Source organism: Alloyangia pacifica, assembly GCF_003111685.1.
Classification (GTDB): Bacteria; Pseudomonadota; Alphaproteobacteria; order Rhodobacterales; family Rhodobacteraceae; genus Salipiger; species Salipiger pacificus_A.
Map to the genome: position 1 here is coordinate 1,299,346 of NZ_CP022189.1, position 15,554 is coordinate 1,314,899.

At 66.3% G+C, this 15,554-nt stretch carries 17 protein-coding genes; 14 read left to right on the plus strand and 3 right to left on the minus strand.

Annotated elements, in window-relative coordinates; translation table 11 throughout:
- The first annotated feature begins 76 nt into the window (after nt 1-76).
- The 8 genes from CEW88_RS06240 to CEW88_RS06275 are packed head-to-tail and all read left to right on the plus strand — an operon-like array spanning nt 77 to nt 6,098.
- Nucleotides 77-256: a hypothetical protein gene (locus CEW88_RS06240; RefSeq protein ID WP_108965182.1), complete on the plus strand. Its 180-nt coding sequence runs from the start codon at nt 77-79 to the stop codon at nt 254-256.
- Nucleotides 256-414: a hemin uptake protein HemP gene (gene hemP, locus CEW88_RS06245; RefSeq protein ID WP_370457288.1), complete on the plus strand. Its 159-nt coding sequence runs from the start codon at nt 256-258 to the stop codon at nt 412-414. The genes CEW88_RS06240 and hemP overlap by 1 nt, the downstream gene beginning before the upstream one ends.
- Nucleotides 415-468: 54 nt before the next feature.
- The gene (locus tag CEW88_RS06250; protein ID WP_108965184.1) at nt 469-1,731 is read left to right on the plus strand and encodes an imelysin family protein; all 1,263 of its coding nucleotides are present in this window, start codon (nt 469-471) and stop codon (nt 1,729-1,731) included.
- Between the two features lie 14 nt (nt 1,732-1,745).
- Nucleotides 1,746-2,042, plus strand: coding sequence for a (2Fe-2S)-binding protein (locus CEW88_RS06255; RefSeq protein ID WP_108965185.1), 297 nt, complete (start codon nt 1,746-1,748; stop codon nt 2,040-2,042).
- Nucleotides 1,990-2,475, plus strand: coding sequence for a bacterioferritin (bfr, locus tag CEW88_RS06260; protein ID WP_108965186.1), 486 nt, complete (start codon nt 1,990-1,992; stop codon nt 2,473-2,475). Before CEW88_RS06255 ends, bfr begins: the two co-directional genes overlap by 53 nt.
- The gene (locus CEW88_RS06265) at nt 2,435-4,009 is read left to right on the plus strand and encodes a di-heme oxidoreductase family protein (RefSeq protein WP_108965187.1); all 1,575 of its coding nucleotides are present in this window, start codon (nt 2,435-2,437) and stop codon (nt 4,007-4,009) included. The genes bfr and CEW88_RS06265 overlap by 41 nt, the downstream gene beginning before the upstream one ends.
- Nucleotides 4,010-5,017, plus strand: a complete 1,008-nt coding sequence (locus CEW88_RS06270; protein WP_108965188.1) for an imelysin family protein — start codon at nt 4,010-4,012, stop codon at nt 5,015-5,017. It begins immediately after the preceding gene.
- Between the two features lie 4 nt (nt 5,018-5,021).
- Nucleotides 5,022-6,098 (plus strand): DUF1513 domain-containing protein, encoded by a 1,077-nt coding sequence (locus tag CEW88_RS06275; protein ID WP_108965189.1) that lies wholly within the window; start codon nt 5,022-5,024, stop codon nt 6,096-6,098.
- 122 nt (nt 6,099-6,220) lie between these two features.
- Here CEW88_RS06275 and CEW88_RS06280 read toward each other — a convergent pair whose 3' ends face one another.
- Nucleotides 6,221-6,769: a peroxiredoxin gene (locus CEW88_RS06280; RefSeq protein WP_108965190.1), complete on the minus strand. Its 549-nt coding sequence runs from the start codon at nt 6,767-6,769 to the stop codon at nt 6,221-6,223.
- 281 nt (nt 6,770-7,050) lie between these two features.
- Here CEW88_RS06280 and lipA point away from each other — a divergent pair, with 281 nt between their 5' ends.
- A complete protein-coding gene (gene lipA / locus CEW88_RS06285) occupies nt 7,051-8,001 on the plus strand; it encodes a lipoyl synthase (protein WP_108965191.1) in 951 nt (316 codons plus the stop codon).
- Nucleotides 8,002-8,182: 181 nt separating this feature from the next.
- Here lipA and CEW88_RS06290 read toward each other — a convergent pair whose 3' ends face one another.
- Nucleotides 8,183-8,611, minus strand: coding sequence for a hypothetical protein (locus CEW88_RS06290; RefSeq protein ID WP_159099566.1), 429 nt, complete (start codon nt 8,609-8,611; stop codon nt 8,183-8,185).
- A 432-nt stretch (nt 8,612-9,043) separates the two neighbouring features.
- Between CEW88_RS06290 and CEW88_RS06295 the strand changes: the two genes are divergently transcribed.
- From CEW88_RS06295 to mltG, 5 genes are all read left to right on the plus strand, one after another.
- Entirely contained in the window at nt 9,044-9,742 is a 699-nt protein-coding gene (locus tag CEW88_RS06295) for a YoaK family protein (RefSeq protein ID WP_108965193.1), read from the plus strand.
- A 123-nt stretch (nt 9,743-9,865) separates the two neighbouring features.
- On the plus strand, nt 9,866-11,149 hold the full coding sequence (locus CEW88_RS06300; RefSeq protein WP_108965194.1) for a DUF3422 family protein: 1,284 nt from the start codon (nt 9,866-9,868) through the stop codon (nt 11,147-11,149).
- An 85-nt stretch (nt 11,150-11,234) separates the two neighbouring features.
- Nucleotides 11,235-12,029 (plus strand): glycosyl transferase, encoded by a 795-nt coding sequence (locus CEW88_RS06305; protein ID WP_108965195.1) that lies wholly within the window; start codon nt 11,235-11,237, stop codon nt 12,027-12,029.
- A 111-nt stretch (nt 12,030-12,140) separates the two neighbouring features.
- Nucleotides 12,141-13,400, plus strand: a complete 1,260-nt coding sequence (gene fabF, locus CEW88_RS06310; protein ID WP_108965196.1) for a beta-ketoacyl-ACP synthase II — start codon at nt 12,141-12,143, stop codon at nt 13,398-13,400.
- Nucleotide 13,401: 1 nt separating this feature from the next.
- Nucleotides 13,402-14,562 (plus strand): endolytic transglycosylase MltG, encoded by a 1,161-nt coding sequence (gene mltG / locus CEW88_RS06315; protein WP_108965197.1) that lies wholly within the window; start codon nt 13,402-13,404, stop codon nt 14,560-14,562.
- A gap of 92 nt (nt 14,563-14,654) precedes the next feature.
- Here the strand turns inward: mltG and rsmA are convergent, their stop codons facing one another.
- A complete protein-coding gene (rsmA, locus tag CEW88_RS06320; RefSeq protein WP_108965198.1) occupies nt 14,655-15,494 on the minus strand; it encodes a 16S rRNA (adenine(1518)-N(6)/adenine(1519)-N(6))-dimethyltransferase RsmA in 840 nt (279 codons plus the stop codon).
- Between the last annotated feature and the right edge of the window lie 60 nt (nt 15,495-15,554).

Sequence of the window (15,554 nt, forward strand, 5' to 3'; positions counted from 1 at the left end):
AAGCCACCTCGTGCCGATTACGATCCGGTGCCCGGGGGAGCCGACAGTCGAAGCCACTGGAAGAGAAGGGGCCGTCGTGAAGCACGAGATCGGGTATTCGACCACGGCCGAGGCCTGCGGGGCGCGGGCCGACCTTCTCGCCATGGTCTTCGGTGCCTTCTGGCCGGCGGAGGGGGCGCTCGAGGCGCTTCTCGACCGCGTGGAAAATTCGCGCGACGAGCCGCAGGCGCGTTCCGCACGAGGAGTGAGACAATGATGATTGACCGGTTCAAAACCGACGTAGCACAACCTGTAATTCCGCGTCACGATGCGCGCCTGCTGACCGAGAGCGGCAACCTTGCCGAGATCGAACTCGATGGGCAGGTCTACACGCTCCGCATCACCAAGGCCGGCAAGCTGATCCTGACCAAGTAAGACGTCGCCGCCAGCCGCAACACCAATAATAAAGCCACGAGGGGACAGACCTAGATGAAATTCCTGACCACATCCGCACTCGCGCTGACCATCGCCGCTCCGGCGCTGGCCGCGACCGACAAGGCCGCCGTCATCGAGACCTACGCGAACATCGCGCAGGCCGGTTACGAGGACAGCCTGAGCACCGCCAAGGCGCTGCAGGACGCGGTAGCCGCACTGATCGCCGCGCCGTCCGAGGACACGCTGGCGGGCGCGCGCGAGGCCTGGCTGGCTGCGCGCAACCCCTACCAGCAGACCGAGGTCTTCCGCTTTGGCAACCCGATCGTCGACGCGTGGGAAGGCAAGGTGAACGCTTGGCCGCTGGACGAGGGTCTGATCGACTACGTGGACGAAAGCTACGGCGGCGCCTCGGACGAGAACCCCTTCGCGGCCTCCAATGTGATTGCCAACCCGACGCTGGAGCTGGCGGGTCAGGAAGTCGACGCCTCGCTGATCACGCCCGAGCTGATCGCCGACACGCTGAACGAGGCGGACGGCATCGAGACCAACGTGGCGCGCGGCTATCATGCCATCGAGTTCCTGCTCTGGGGGCAGGACCTCAACGGCACCGAGGCGGGCGCTGGGGATCGTCCCTATACCGATTACGTCGTCGGTGATGACTGCACCGGCGGCAACTGCGACCGCCGCGCGGCCTATCTCACGTCTGTCACCCAGCTGCTGGTCTCGGACCTCGAGGAAATGGCGGCGAACTGGGCCGAGGGCGGCGCGGCGCGCGAAGAGGTCAGCGCCGATGCCGACGCGGGCATCGTGGCGATGCTGACCGGCATGGGCTCGCTTTCCTACGGCGAGCAGGCGGGCGAGCGCATGCGCCTCGGGCTGATGCTCAACGACCCCGAGGAAGAGCATGACTGCTTCTCGGACAACACCCACAACTCGCACTTCTACGACGGCAAGGGCATCCAGAACGTCTATCTCGGCAGCTACACCCGCGTCGACGGCAGCACCGTCGAGGGCGCGTCGCTGAGCGATCTGGTGTCCGAGACATCGCCGGATCTCGATGCCGAGATGAAGGCCAAGCTCGACGCCACGATGACCGCGCTCGGTGCGATCAAGACCGCTGCCGAAGAAGAGGGCTTTGCCTATGACCAGATGCTCGAGGCGGGCAACGAGAAGGGCGAGGCGCTGATCATGGGCGGCGTCAACGGTCTTATCGACCAGACCCGGACCATTGAGCGCATCGTCACCTCTCTGGCGCTCGAGGGCATCGAGTTCGAAGGGTCCGACAGCCTCGACAGCCCCACCTCCGTCTTCCAGTAAAAAGGACCGGAACGATGATCGTCTGCCACTGCATGGGTATCTCGGATCGCGACATACATGCGGCGATCGACTGGATGCGGCACTCCGACCCGCAGACGATCATCACGCCCGGAAAAATTTACCACGCCTTGGGTAAAGCTGCCGATTGCGGGGGGTGCATGCCGCTGTTCTTGCAAACCATGCGACGCAACGACAATCTGGAGGTACCCATGCACCTGCGCAACCTGCGCGGAGGCAGATCAACACAGGAAGGCGCTTATGAAGGGCGACGAGAAAGTCATCGAGTACCTCAACAAGGCACTGCGTTCTGAACTCACCGCGGTCAGCCAGTACTGGCTGCACTACCGGCTGCAGGAGGACTGGGGTCTTGGCCACATGGCCAAGAAGAGCCGCGAGGAAAGCATCGAGGAGATGCACCATGCGGACAAGCTGATCACCCGGATCATCTTCCTCGGCGGTCACCCGAACCTGCAGAAGCTCGACCCGCTGCGCATCGGCCAGACTCCCAAGGAGACGCTCGAGGCCGATCTCGCCGCCGAGCAAGAAGCCCGCGCGCTCTACAAGGAAGCCCGCGAGTACTGCAATTCCGCCGGCGACTACGTCACGATGAAACTCTTCGAGGAGTTGCTGATGGACGAGGAAGGGCATATCGACTTCCTCGAGACACAGTTGGACCTCTACGAAAAGCTCGGAGAAGAACGCTATGCGCTTCTCAACGCGTCCAAGATGGACGAAGCCGAGTAGCCTCGCGCTCTGCGCCGTCCTCGCGGGCGGCGCGTCCCTTGTTGCCGAGGGCTCACCCGCTGACGGGACAGCGCCCGGGCTGCAGGACCTGCATCTTCACATCCTTCCCCGCACCGAGGACGAGACCAAGCGCATCGCCGCGGTGACCGCCTGGGCGCAGGACTTCTCGGCCCCCGAGCAGTTCGAGGAACTGCCCGCAGGGGCGGCCACCGTGCGCCCTTTGCGCAGTGCCGAGGCCTTTTCGCAGCCCTCGGGCAACATGGAGTTCGACCGCGAGCTCGAGTTCAAGGTGGGCAACGGGCTCTTTCGCAAGCTCTGGGTGTCCTCGCCCTCGTCGACCCGCGCCTCGGACGGGCTGGGGCCGCTCTACAACGCGCGCGGCTGCCAGAACTGCCACTTGAAGGACGGGCGCGGCCATCCGCCCGCGGGGCCGGACGACGGCGCGGTGTCGATCTTCCTGCGGGTCTCGGTGCCCGCCGATCCCGGTGCCGAGATGCCGCGGATCGCCGAGTGGATCGCCACTGACCCCGACCCGGTCTACGGCAACCAGATTCAGGATTTCGCCACCGTCGGGCAGGGCGGCGAGGCCCGCTTCGAGGTGAGCTACGAGGAACGCCCGGTGCCGCTTTCGGGCGGCGAGAGCGCCTCGCTGCGGGTGCCCAGCTACGCGGCGGGTGATCTCGCCTATGGCCCGCTCGGCGAAGGCGCCATGCTCAGCCCGCGCGTCGCGCCGCAGATGATCGGCCTCGGCCTGCTCGAGGCGATCCCGGCGCGGGACATCCTCGCGCTGGCCGACCCCGAGGACGCGGATGGCGATGGCATTTCCGGCCGAGCCGCGATTGTCTGGTCGCTGGAGCACGATGCCCCCATGCTTGGGCGCTTTGGTCACAAGGCGGGGATGGCGACGATCCGCGAGCAATCCTCGGCAGCCTTTGCCGGCGACATCGGCATCTCGACACCGCTGCATCCCGACAAGTGGGGCGATTGCACCGCCGCACAGACCGCCTGCCGCGCGGCGCCGGGGGGCGACGATCCCGAGCGCGGCGGCTTCGAGGCGGATAACACGGCGCTTGAGCTGGTCACCTTCTACAGCCGCAACCTCGGCGTGCCGGCGCGGCGCGACGTGGACGACCCGCAAGTGCTGGAGGGCAAGCGCGTCTTCTACGAGACCGGCTGCCCCGCCTGTCACACCCCGAAATTCGTCACCCACAGGCTCGACGCTCAGCCCGAGCAGAGCTTCCAGCTTATCTGGCCCTATTCCGACATGCTGCTGCATGACATGGGCGAGGGGTTGGCGGACCATCGCCCCGAGGGCCGCGCCACGGGGCGCGAATGGCGCACCGCGCCGCTCTGGGGCATCGGCCTCACCCAGCGGGTGAGCGGCCACACCACCTATCTGCACGACGGACGGGCCCGCAGCCTGCTGGAGGCGATCCTTTGGCATGGCGGCGAGGCCGAAACGCAGCGTGGCAAGGTGGTTTCCATGGTGCCGGCGGACCGCGCGGCGCTGATCCGGTATCTGGAGAGTTTGTGAATGAAGATCTGCCTGACCCTTTGCGCCGCCCTTCTGGCGGTGCCCCTTGCCGCGCCGCTTGCCGCCCCTGCCGGAGCCGGTGTGCCCGAGGCCCTGAGCGCGCATATCCTGCCCGCCTTCGCCGGCTTCGCGCAGGCCACCGAAACGCTCGCCGGTGCGGCGCAGGCCGATTGCACCGCCGCGTCGCTGCAGGACCCCTGGATGCATGCCTTCGACATGTGGAACGCGGTGGCCGATATCCACATCGGCCCTTCCGAGACTGGGGCCCTGCCCGTGGCCTTCTGGCCCGACAGCCGCGGCTTCACCCCCAAGACGCTGAAGCGGCTGATCGCGGGCGAGGAAGAGATCGGCCGCGATCCGGTGGCCTACGGCGATGTCTCGATCGCCGCGCGCGGGCTCTACCCGCTGGAGTATATGCTCTACGATCCGGAGTTCTCGGACTACGAGAAGGGCAGCTATGCCTGCACGCTGGTGCAGACCATGACCCGCGATCTGGCCCGGCAGGCTGCGTCTCTGGATGCCGGCTGGGAGGGGCAGTTCGCCGACGTGCTGCGCACCGCCGGGCAGGAGGGCAACGCCACCTACATGGCCGAGGACGAAGCGATCCGGGCGCTCTACACGCAGATCCTTACCGGGCTCGAGTTCACCGCCGACACCCGCCTTGGAAGGCCCCTCGGCACCTTCGAGCGGCCGCGCCCGACCCGCGCCGAGGCCTGGCGCTCGGGCCGCAGCCTGCGCAATGTGCTGCAGGATTCGCAGGGCGCCTACGACATGGCTGCCGCGCTGGCTGATTGGGAGCTTCCGCAGAGCAAGGCGGCGCTTGAGCGGCTGTACGAGCTGGCGCAGCGGGTCGAAGATCCGAGCTTCCAGAAGGTCGACGACCCGACGGAGCGCCTGCATGTGGAGATCCTCCAGCAGCAGGTGCGCGCCCTGAGCGATGCGTTGGAGCTCGAGATCGGCACGCGGCTCGGCATCCAGCCGGGCTTCAATTCGGGCGACGGGGACTGATCACATGACAACACGGCGCTCTTTCATCGCCAGCCTTCTGGCCGTCTCTGCCACCCCCGCGACCGGCTGGGCGGCGGTGGGCGATCCCAGCTATCTGGCGGCGGCAAGGCAGGCCGACGGCAGTTTCGTTCTCGTCGGCCTGCGCGAGGGCGGCGAGGAGGCCTTCCGCGTGCCGCTGCCCGCGCGCGGCCATGCCGCCTGCGCCCATCCCACCCGCGCCGAGGCCGTGGGCTTTGCCCGCCGCCCGGGCACCTACGCGCTGGTCATTGACTGCACGTCGGGCGAAGTGCTGCACGAGCTGAGTGCCCCCGACGGCCACAGCTTCAACGGCCACGGGGCATTCTCGGCCGACGGCACGGTGCTCTTCACCTCCGAGCAGGTGGCCGAGGGCAGCGCCGGGCGCGTCGGCATCTGGGACGTGGAGGCGGGCTACCGGCGGGTCTCGGATTTCCCGACCCATGGCCTTGGCCCGCATGAGCTGCGGCTGATGCCGGACGGGCAGAGCCTCGTCATCGCCAATGGCGGCATCCAGACCGATGCCTTCGACCGCAATCAGCTCAACATCGACACGATGCAGCCGAACCTCGCCTACGTGGGCCTTGACGGCGCGCTCTTGGAGATGGTCGAACTCGCGCCCGAGCTGCAGCAGAACTCGATCCGGCACCTCGCGCTGCGGCCCGACGGGCTGGTGGGCTTCTGCATGCAGTGGCAGGGCGAGGCGGGGGCGGCGACGCCGCTTCTGGGGCTGCACCGCCGGGGCGAGGCGCCGGTGCTCTGCGACGCGCCGCTCGAGGATGAGCTGGTGATGAAGGGCTACGCGGGCAGCGTCGCCTTCGCCGGCGAAGGGCGCGAGATCGCCATCACCTCGCCGCGCGGCGGCCGGATGCACCGCTTTTCGGAGACGGGCGATTTTCTCGGGGCGGTGTCGCGCACGGATGTTTGCGGGCTGGCAACCCACGACGGCGGGTACATGGCCAGCGACGGGCTCGGCGGGCTGATGCTGGTGCAGGGCGAGACGCCGAAGCCGCTGCGCCGGGCGGAGGTGGCTTGGGACAATCACCTGGTCCGTATCTCAGGGTGAACCCGTGCGCCCGATGGCTTTGACCTGGGGTCGGCTGGGGCTGGGCTGGCCCGGGCGGGTGCAGCCCAAAATGAAAAAGCGGGCCGCAATGGCCCGCTTTCCGCATCGCTTCGGCGAAGGGCTTACGCCGCCGCTTCGCTCTTTGCGTTCGCCAGGTACTCCAGCAGGTTTTCCGGGCTCGACACGCCGTAGGGATCCTCGCCGTGGTTGTCGCACAGGCCCGGCTCCTCGAACCATGCCTCGACCACGCCGTCGTCGATGATCGCCGCATAGCGCCAGGAGCGCATACCGAAGCCCAGGTTGTCCTTGTTCACCAGCATGCCGATGCGGCGGGTGAACTCGCCCGAGCCGTCGGGGATCACCTTGACCGCATCAAGGTTCTGCGATTTCGCCCATTGGTTCATCACGAAGCTGTCGTTGACCGACATGCAGTAGATCTCGTCGATGCCCTGCGCGCGGAAGGTCTCGGCGTTCTTCTCGAAGCCGGGCAGCTGGTAGGTCGAGCAGGTCGGGGTGAAGGCGCCCGGCAGCGAGAAGAGGATCACCCGCTTGCCCTTGAAGTAATCCGCCGTGGTCATGTCCTGCCAGCGGAAGGGGTTCGGGCCTTCGAGGGACTCGTCGCGGACGCGGGTACGGAAGGTGACATTGGGCAGCGCAACGCCGGTTCTCATTCTGGTGTCCTTTCAGAAACAATCAAAGTCGGGTCTCTTCCCTTGAGGTGGGGATAGGAGGGCCGAGCGGCGGGCGCAAGCAGAAGCCTGGGGTTGCGGCGCCGGCGGGCCCGGAATGGCCGCGGCCTGCCCGCCGATTGCGCTTTGCGCAGGATCGGCGTAGGGGAGGCGGCGATACGTGCAGTCCCGGCGGCGGGACCGAACCGGGGGCGGGGCTGGAACCTCTCGCGGAAGAGGTCTATCCTCCGGGGCAACCTGACCCACATCGCGGGGGAAACGCTTTGCGAGACCTGAAGATCCCGGCGCAGCGCCATCCGGAGAAGGCGCATCGTCCCGACAATGCCCAGCCCAAGAAACCGGACTGGATTCGCGTGAAGGCGCCCGGCGGCGCGGGCTACAACGAAACCCGCCGCATCATGCGCGAGAACAAGCTCGTCACCGTCTGCGAAGAGGCCGGCTGCCCCAACGTGGGCGAATGCTGGAGCCAGGGCCACGCGACCATGATGATCATGGGCGATATCTGCACCCGTGGCTGCACCTTCTGCAACATCGCGACCGGCCGTCCCGAGACGCTCGACGTCTTCGAGCCCGGCCGGGTTGCCGACTCGGTTGCCAAGCTGGGCCTGAACCACGTGGTGATCACCTCGGTGGACCGCGACGATCTCGACGACGGCGGGGCCGAGCATTTTGCCCAGACCATCCGCGCGATCCGGCACCGCTCGCCCGAGACCACCATCGAAATCCTGACGCCCGACTTCCTCAAGTCCAAGCCCGGCGCGCTGGAGATCGTGGTCGCTGCCCGCCCCGACGTGTTCAACCACAACCTCGAGACCGTGCCCGGCCTCTATCCTACCGTGCGCCCCGGCGCGCGTTACTTCCACTCGCTGCGCCTGCTGCAGCGGGTCAAGGAGATGGACCCGCATATCTTCACCAAGTCCGGCATCATGGTCGGCCTCGGCGAGGAGCGTCAGCAGGTCGTGCAGGTGATGGACGACATGCGCGCCGCCGACATCGACTTCCTGACCATCGGCCAATACCTGCAGCCGACGCCGAAGCACCACCGGGTGGACCGCTTCGTCACCCCGGACGAATTTGCTTCCTACGAGAAGGCGGCCTTCGGCAAGGGGTTCCTGATGGTCTCGGCGACGCCGCTGACCCGCTCGAGCTACCACGCCGGCGACGACTTCGCCCGCCTGCGCGCCGCCCGCGAGGCGAAACTCGCCAACGGCTGAAGCGCCGGGCAGCGATTTCGAAAGACAGGGAGGGGCGGGGCCGAAAGGCCGCGCCCCTTTTCCTTTTGCCTGCTCCTTTGGCCTGCCAGCCACAGGAAAGCACCCGATATCCCCTGCAATTCGCTGCGGGGCCAATAGACCCGCGAACTTCACAGACGGTTAATTGGCAGGGGCGCGACTATTATCTTTCGCAGACGAGATCTCTCACGATGGATAGGTCGGTATATCTGTCGTAAAGCGTGATCATATAGCGGACGCTGGACATTGCCTTCTGGTCGCCATGCGACAGCGGATTGCGCGAGAAAGCGCCAAATACTGTCCCGGTGGCGTCGACCACGACAAGCCCGGCGCCTTTCGCGTTCCAGGGGCTGTCCGGGCTGTATTTCGAGCCGAAGGGGCCATGGATGTTCCAGAGGCTTTTCGACAGGTGGCGCGAGCCATAGCTGCCCGTCTCGTTGCAGATGGAGTCCGGTTCCTGCGGGGCGCACGTCAGGCAGCCAGCAAATCTGCTCTGCGTGTCCGCGTCAAAGAGCAGGAGGTCGATGTCTTTCGCTTCGACGAAGGAGGCCGCAAACATGAACAGGAGCGGCAAAATCTTTAATATGGCCATGCAACAAAACCCGAGGCACAGAAAACACAAACTAGCTTACCATATTAGAATTGGGCCTGACCGCGGGGCTGTCCATATTAATTTGGAAGAATGTGAATTGATATATGGAGTGGCGTAATTTTGCGACGCCGTTCTTGGTATTCAGGTTGCAACTTTTTGTCGCAGGGCGGAATTGGAGCTGCCTCGGAGTCGGTCTCGCGAGGGGCGGTTCGGGCGGGCGAAGGCAGCTGGAAAGCTTCCTGGGTGTAAGTATCCGTAACTCCTCCGTAATTCCGATAGATTCCACACCATTGCAGAACCGGGAAATGCCGGGAAACAGCGGCACGGGTCACGTCGCGCAGGATCTTCGGTCAGGCTGACCCGCCGCAAGGTCTTTGCGCTCCGCCACCGCGCGTCCTAGGATCCCGAGGTCACGAGGGGAATGGGTGAGACATGCTGATCCGGGTCGGGGATGATCGCAGCGGGGTCATCGATCTTTTTCTAGCCGGTCTTCTGTCGTCCGTCTCGGGCGCACTGAATGCGGTCGGCTTTCTTATCGCGGGGTCGTTCACCGCAAATATGACGGGCAATATCTCGGCCTTCGCCGATCACCTCGCAAGCGGCGCGGTCCTGCTGGCGCTGTCCTTCCTGGGGCTGGTGGCGGCCTTCATCTTCGGCGCGGGCCTGGCGGCGCTGGCGATCCAGACCGGCGAGGCGCGGGGGCGGCGGGGGATCTATGCGCAGGCCATCGCGGTCGAGGGCATGCTGGTCCTCGCCCTTGGAGCGTTGCTCCTGATCTGGCCCGCCGCGCCGCAGGCGCTGCTGGTCATCGTGCTGAGCTTCGTGATGGGGCTGCAGAACGCGGTGACGACGATGATCTCGCGGTCACGGGTGCGCACGACGCATGTCTCGGGGATGGCGACCGACATCGGCATCGGGCTGGCGGTGCTCTTCACCAATATCGGCGCGCGTCGTGACACGCTGGCGAAGCTGCGGCTGCACAGCCTGACGCTGGCCTGCTTCGCGGGGGGCGGCGTGCTGGGCGCCGTGCTCTTCGGCAGCGTCGGGGCTTGGCTCTTCGCCATCTGTGCCGCGGTGCTCCTGCTGATCTCGGTCCCCGAGGCGCTGCGGGCCCGGCGTGGGTGGGGCTGAGCCGCCGCGGGACTTCAGGTTGTATACGAATGTATTCATTTAATTGCCTGATATAGCAGGATTAATTCCTTTACATTACCTTGGAGCGCGATAGTGTCGCCGCACCATCCCGGAGCCACCGCAATGCCGCCGATCAAAGACCACCCGCTGCGCTACGAGCTTGCCAACGAGCTTCATGCCCGTCCTTTCCCCTCGCTCGACGTGCCCTGCCGGGCGGTCTATCTTGCAGTCAAACGCCCGCATGATGCCGCCTCGCGCGATCGCGACGAGGATATCGCGCATCTGATCGAGCTGCTCGACCGCCACGGCGCGCAGCATCCGAAGCCCGATGCGCGGCACTACGCCGGGCGGATCGGCAAGGCCGAGATCAAGTGGGAGCTGCACACCGAGTTCGTCACCTACACCGCCTTCCTGCCGGGACTCGGCGATGTGCCCTTCGATCCGCGCGACTTCGGCGTCTTTCCCAAGGACTGGCTCGCGGCGATGCCCGGCGTTCGGATGACCTCGGCGATGATCCGCATCGTCGAGCGTCCGGCCGATCCCGCGCGGATCAAGTCCGACCTCGCCGACTGGTTCGTCACCGACAGCGTCGCGGTGAGTTCCATGCTCGACGGTGCGCTGGTGGCGGCGGGGGATTTCCATATCGACCCGGCGGGACACCAGCGCTTCGCCGTCTTCTCCAGCGAGGGCACCGGCGCGCAGCGGGTGGGGCGCGTCGTGCAGCGGATCTGCGAGATCGAGGTCTACAAGACCATGGCCATGCTCGGCTTTACCCGGGTCAGCGCGATCCGCGCCGATCTGACGCGGATCGACGAAAATCTCACCCGGCTATCCACCGAGATGACCAGCGGCGCCACCCCCGAGGAAGAGGTGCTGAGGGCCTTGCTCGGGGTCTCGGCAGAACTCGAGACGGTACAGGCGCAAAGTGCCTTCCGTCTTTCCGCCACGGCCGCCTACGAAGCGCTGGTCAACCAGCGTATCTCGGTGCTTCGGGAAGAGCGCTTCGAAGGGCGGCAGACCTTCCGAGAGTTCATGTCGCGGCGCTTTGATCCGGCCATGCGGACCGTCAAGAGCAGCGAGAAGCGGCTGGCAGAGATGTCGGCGCGGGCGATGCGGGCGGGCGAGCTTCTGCGCACCAGCGTCGAGGTCAAGCGCTCGGCGCAGAACCAGGAAATCCTCGCCAGCCTCGACCGCCGCGCCGACCAGCAGCTGCAATTGCAGACCACGGTCGAAGGGCTCTCGGTGGTGGCGATCTCCTATTATGCCGTCTCTCTGGTGGGGTATCTGCTCTACCCGGTTTCCGAGGCGGTGGGGGTCTCGAAAGGCACGCTCACGGCTCTGGCCGTGGTGCCCGTGGCGCTGCTGGTCTGGGCGGGCGTCCGGCGAATCCGCCATTCGGTGCAATAGCGGCGAAAGCGACTTTTCCCGCGAGAGGTTGGCACTTGCCCGCGCTTTGGTCTAAAGCGCAGGCAAGACCGACCCGGAGAGCATCATGCGCGCCAATATCTTCTGCATCAAATGGGGCACCGCCTTTGGCCCGGAATACGTCAACCGGCTGTATTCCGGCGTGCGCCGCCACATCGACCGCCCGGTGCGTTTCTTCTGCATGACCGAGCACGCCGAGGGGCTGCACCCGGATATCGAAATCATCGACCTGCCGGTGGAACCTTTCGCCGAGCCCATGGCCGCAGCGCTTGCCGTGGCCAACCGACAGGGCGCGATGCGCAAGGTCTCGCTGTTCCGCCCCGGGCTCGTGCCCGACCTCGACGGGCCGGTGCTGGGCTTCGATCTCGATGTCGTGATCACAGGGCCGCTGGGCGAGCTCCACGATCTTGCGCCGGGCACCGTCGCCATGCGCCACGACTGGACCGAAAAGCGCAAGGGACGGCCCACCGGCCACGGCTCGGTGTTCCGCTTCGATCCGGCGCAGCACGGGTTCCTTTACGAGGACCTGGCGGCGAACGCCTATGCCGAGGTCGAGAAAGCCCGCGGATCGGAACAGCGCTACACCTCGCACAAGGCGATGGATTGCGAAGTTTTCACATATATTCCGGACCCTTGGGTCGTTTCGTTCAAGTATGACTGCAACCCGTTCCCGGGAAATTGGCTGCATGCACCGCGCCTCCCCGAGGATGCCCGCGTGGTCTGTTTCCACGGCCATCCCAAGATGTCCGAGGCGCTCGAGGGCTATAACGGAAGCTTCATCCGTCATTCCAAACCCTGCGACTGGCTGCGCGAGCATTGGATCGACCGGGCGCAGGCGGATCTCGGCGCAGACTGGGCCTGAGGGCATTCCGGGTCTAAACCCAGACCGAAATTAACCGTTATGCTTGCCGAGCAAGCCGCCCGCGCGGTATGAGCGGCGTCAACATTGGGAACTTGATAGAGAGGCAGAGCAATGCGTCGCGTTGTGGTTACCGGGCTGGGGCTTGTTACGCCGCTGGCGGATGGGGTCGAGAAAAGCTGGGAACGTATTCTGGACGGGCAGTCGGGCGCCGGGCCGATCAAGGGCTTCGACACCGAGGGACTGACCACCACCTACGCCTGCGAAGTGCCGCTGGGCGACGGCTCTGACGGCACCTTCAATGCCGACACATACATGGAGCCGAAGGAACAGCGCAAGGTCGACACCTTCATCCTCTTCGGCATGGCCGCCGCGCAGCAGGCCGTCGAGGATTCCGGCTGGCTGCCGACCGAAAAGGAAGATCAGGAGCGCACCGGCGTTCTGATCGGCTCGGGCATCGGCGGGCTCAACTCGATCGCCAACACCGCCGTCATGATGCAGGAAAAGGGCCCGCGCCGCGTGTCGCCCTTCTTTGTGCCGGGCGCGCTGATCAACCTGATCTCGGGTCAGGTCTCGATCAAATACGGCTTCAAGGGACCGAACCACTCGGTGGTCACCGCCTGCTCGACCGGCGCACATGCCATCGGCGACGCGATGCGCCTCATCAAGTACGGCGATGCCGACGTGATGGTCGCGGGCGGCGCCGAGGCGGCGATCTGCAGGATCGGGATCGCCGGCTTCAACGCCTGCAAGGCGCTGTCGACCAAGCGTGCCGACGATCCGACCAAGGCCAGCCGCCCCTATGACGCCGACCGTGACGGCTTTGTCATGGGTGAGGGCGCGGGCATCGTGGTTCTGGAAGAATACGAGCACGCCAAGGCACGCGGCGCGAAGATCTACGCCGAGGTGATCGGCTACGGCCTTTCGGGCGACGCCTACCATATCACCGCCCCGTCCGAGGATGGCGACGGCGCCCTGCGCTCGATGGGCGCAGCGCTGAAGTCGGCGGGCCTCGAGCCGGGCCAGATCGACTACATCAACGCCCATGGCACCTCGACCATGGCCGACACCATCGAACTCGGCGCGGTCGAAAAGCTGCTCGGCGATCACGCCGGCAACGTCACCATGTCGTCGACCAAGTCGGCCACCGGCCACCTGCTCGGCGCCGCCGGCGCCATCGAGGCGATCTTCTCGATCCTCGCGATCCGCGACCAGGTCGCGCCGCCGACCATCAACCTCGACAACCCGGCGGTCGAGACGCCGATCGACCTCGCGCCCAATGCCAAGCGCGCGCGCAAGATTGAATATGCGCTGTCCAACAGCTTCGGTTTTGGCGGGACCAATGCGAGCGTGATCTTCGGGAAGGTCAGCTGAGATGTGGCGCAACATCGCCTCCAACGCGATGACCTTCCTGGTCGTGCTCGTCTTCCTCGCCGGGGGTTTTCTGCTCTGGGCGCAGAACGAGTACAGCGCGGAAGGGCCGCTGGCGCAGCCCATCTGCCTGCAGGTGCAGCGCGGCTCTAACTTTGGCCGCGTCTCGCGTGATCTCGCAGAGCAGGGGGCAGTCAGTTCGGACATGCTGTTCCGGCTCGGCGCGGATTACACCGACAAGACCGGTGCGCTGAAGGCGGGCTCCTATCTGGTGCCCGAGCGCGCCTCGATGTCCGAGATCACCGAGATCGTCACCAAGGGCGGCGCTTCGACCTGTGGCACCGAAGTGGTCTACCGCATCGGCGTGAACAGCGCCGAGGTGCAGGTGCGCGAGCTTGACCCCGAGACCGGGCGCTACGTCGAGCGGATCGAGTTCGATCCGGCCAGCGAGGAGCCGCGTCCCGAGGGCTACGATGAGGTCAAATCCGAGGTCGGGACGCGCTTCCGCGTGGCGCTGGCCGAGGGGGTGACGAGCTGGAAGGTGGTCGAGGAGCTGGGCTTGATTGACATCCTCGAGGGCGAGGCCGGCGACCGGCCCGCCGAGGGCTCGCTGGCGCCCGACAGCTACGAGATCAGCCCCGGTGACACGCGCGCCGACCTGATTGCCCGGATGACCCAGGCGCAGGAGGCGATCCTCGCGCAAGCCTGGGCCAACCGTGCCGAGGGCGTGCCCTATGCCAGCCCCGAAGAGGCGCTGGTCATGGCCTCCATCGTCGAGAAGGAAACCGGCGTCGCCGACGAGCGTCCGATGGTGGCCTCGGTCTTCGTCAACCGGATCGAGCGCGGCATGCGCCTGCAGACGGACCCGACGGTGATCTACGGGCTGACCAATGGCGAGGGTGTGCTGGGCCGTGGGCTGCGGCAGTCCGAGCTCCGCAAGCAGACGCCCTACAACACCTACGTCATCGACGGGCTGCCGCCGACCCCGATCGCCAACCCGGGCCGCGCCAGCATCGAGGCGGCGCTGAACCCGGCGCAGTCGGAGTATCTCTACTTCGTGGCGGACGGATCGGGCGGCCATGCCTTCGCGACGACGCTGGATGAGCACAACCGCAACGTCGCCAACTGGCGCAAGATCGAGGCGGAGAAGGCCGAGGGCAACTGAGGGCTGATCGGCGGAAACAGAAAAGGCCGGGCGCATTGCCCGGCCTTTTTCGTTCTGGCATCGCGCTGTGCTGAGCCGTGCGGCTCGAAGCCTCAGCCCTTCAGCACGCGTGCCAGTGCGCAGAATTGCTCGAGCGAGACCTGCTCGGCGCGCTCGGTGGGCTCGATGCCCGCCGCCAGCAGTTTCTCCTCGATGTCCGGTGCCAGCCCCTTGAGCGCGGCGCGCAGCATCTTGCGGCGCTGGTTGAAGGCCATGGCGACGACCCGCTCCAGCGTCTTGGCGTCGGCGGGGTAGCGCGGCTCGGGCAGGGCCTTGAGATGCACCACGGCCGAAGAGACCTTGGGCGGCGGGGTGAAGGCCGAGGGCGGCAAGCTGATCACGATGCGGGCCTCGCAGCGCCATTGCGCCAGCAGCGCCAGACGACCATAGGCCTTGGAGCCGGGCTGCGCCACGATGCGCTCGGCGACCTCGCGCTGGAACATCAGCGTCAGCGTCGACCAGAAGGGCGGCCAGTCGGTCGGGGTCAGCCAGCGCACCAGAAGCTCGGTGCCAACGTTGTAGGGCAGGTTGGCGCAGATCGCGATCGGCGGGGTCAGCTTCTCGAGCGGGTCGACCTGCAGCGCATCGCCGTTGATCACCTCGAGCCGGCCCTCGTAGTGCCGCGCGATTTCGTCGAGCGCCGGCAGACAGCGCGCGTCCTTCTCGACCGCGAGCACCCGGCGCGCGCCCTCGGCAAGCAGCCCGCGCGTAAGACCGCCCGGGCCGGGGCCAACCTCCAGCACGTCCATGCCCGACAGATCCCCCGCCGCCCGTGCAATCTTGGCAGTCAGGTTGAGGTCGAGCAGGAAGTTCTGGCCCAGCGACTTCTTGGCGCTGAGCTGATGCGTCGCGATCACCTCGCGCAGCGGAGGAAGGCCGTCGATCCCGCTCATGCTGTCATCTTTCCTTGAATACTTCGGGGTGGGCCCCAGAGCGAGGGGCAGAGCCCCTCT

Bases quoted from the DNA above. Each gene is read 5' to 3' on its own strand.
- CEW88_RS06275 (WP_108965189.1), top strand. From the start codon at position 5,022: ATGACAACACGGCGCTCTTTCATCGCCAGCCTTCTGGCCGTCTCTGCC.
- rsmA (WP_108965198.1), bottom strand. From the start codon at position 15,494: ATGAGCGGGATCGACGGCCTTCCTCCGCTGCGCGAGGTGATCGCGACG.
- CEW88_RS06270 (WP_108965188.1), top strand. From the start codon at position 4,010: ATGAAGATCTGCCTGACCCTTTGCGCCGCCCTTCTGGCGGTGCCCCTT.
- CEW88_RS06305 (WP_108965195.1), top strand. From the start codon at position 11,235: ATGCGCGCCAATATCTTCTGCATCAAATGGGGCACCGCCTTTGGCCCG.
- CEW88_RS06255 (WP_108965185.1), top strand. From the start codon at position 1,746: ATGATCGTCTGCCACTGCATGGGTATCTCGGATCGCGACATACATGCG.
- hemP (WP_370457288.1), top strand. From the start codon at position 256: ATGATTGACCGGTTCAAAACCGACGTAGCACAACCTGTAATTCCGCGT.
- mltG (WP_108965197.1), top strand. From the start codon at position 13,402: ATGTGGCGCAACATCGCCTCCAACGCGATGACCTTCCTGGTCGTGCTC.
- CEW88_RS06295 (WP_108965193.1), top strand. From the start codon at position 9,044: ATGCTGATCCGGGTCGGGGATGATCGCAGCGGGGTCATCGATCTTTTT.
- fabF (WP_108965196.1), top strand. From the start codon at position 12,141: ATGCGTCGCGTTGTGGTTACCGGGCTGGGGCTTGTTACGCCGCTGGCG.
- CEW88_RS06250 (WP_108965184.1), top strand. From the start codon at position 469: ATGAAATTCCTGACCACATCCGCACTCGCGCTGACCATCGCCGCTCCG.
- CEW88_RS06280 (WP_108965190.1), bottom strand. From the start codon at position 6,769: ATGAGAACCGGCGTTGCGCTGCCCAATGTCACCTTCCGTACCCGCGTC.
- CEW88_RS06300 (WP_108965194.1), top strand. From the start codon at position 9,866: ATGCCGCCGATCAAAGACCACCCGCTGCGCTACGAGCTTGCCAACGAG.
- CEW88_RS06265 (WP_108965187.1), top strand. From the start codon at position 2,435: ATGCGCTTCTCAACGCGTCCAAGATGGACGAAGCCGAGTAGCCTCGCG.
- bfr (WP_108965186.1), top strand. From the start codon at position 1,990: ATGAAGGGCGACGAGAAAGTCATCGAGTACCTCAACAAGGCACTGCGT.
- CEW88_RS06290 (WP_159099566.1), bottom strand. From the start codon at position 8,611: ATGGCCATATTAAAGATTTTGCCGCTCCTGTTCATGTTTGCGGCCTCC.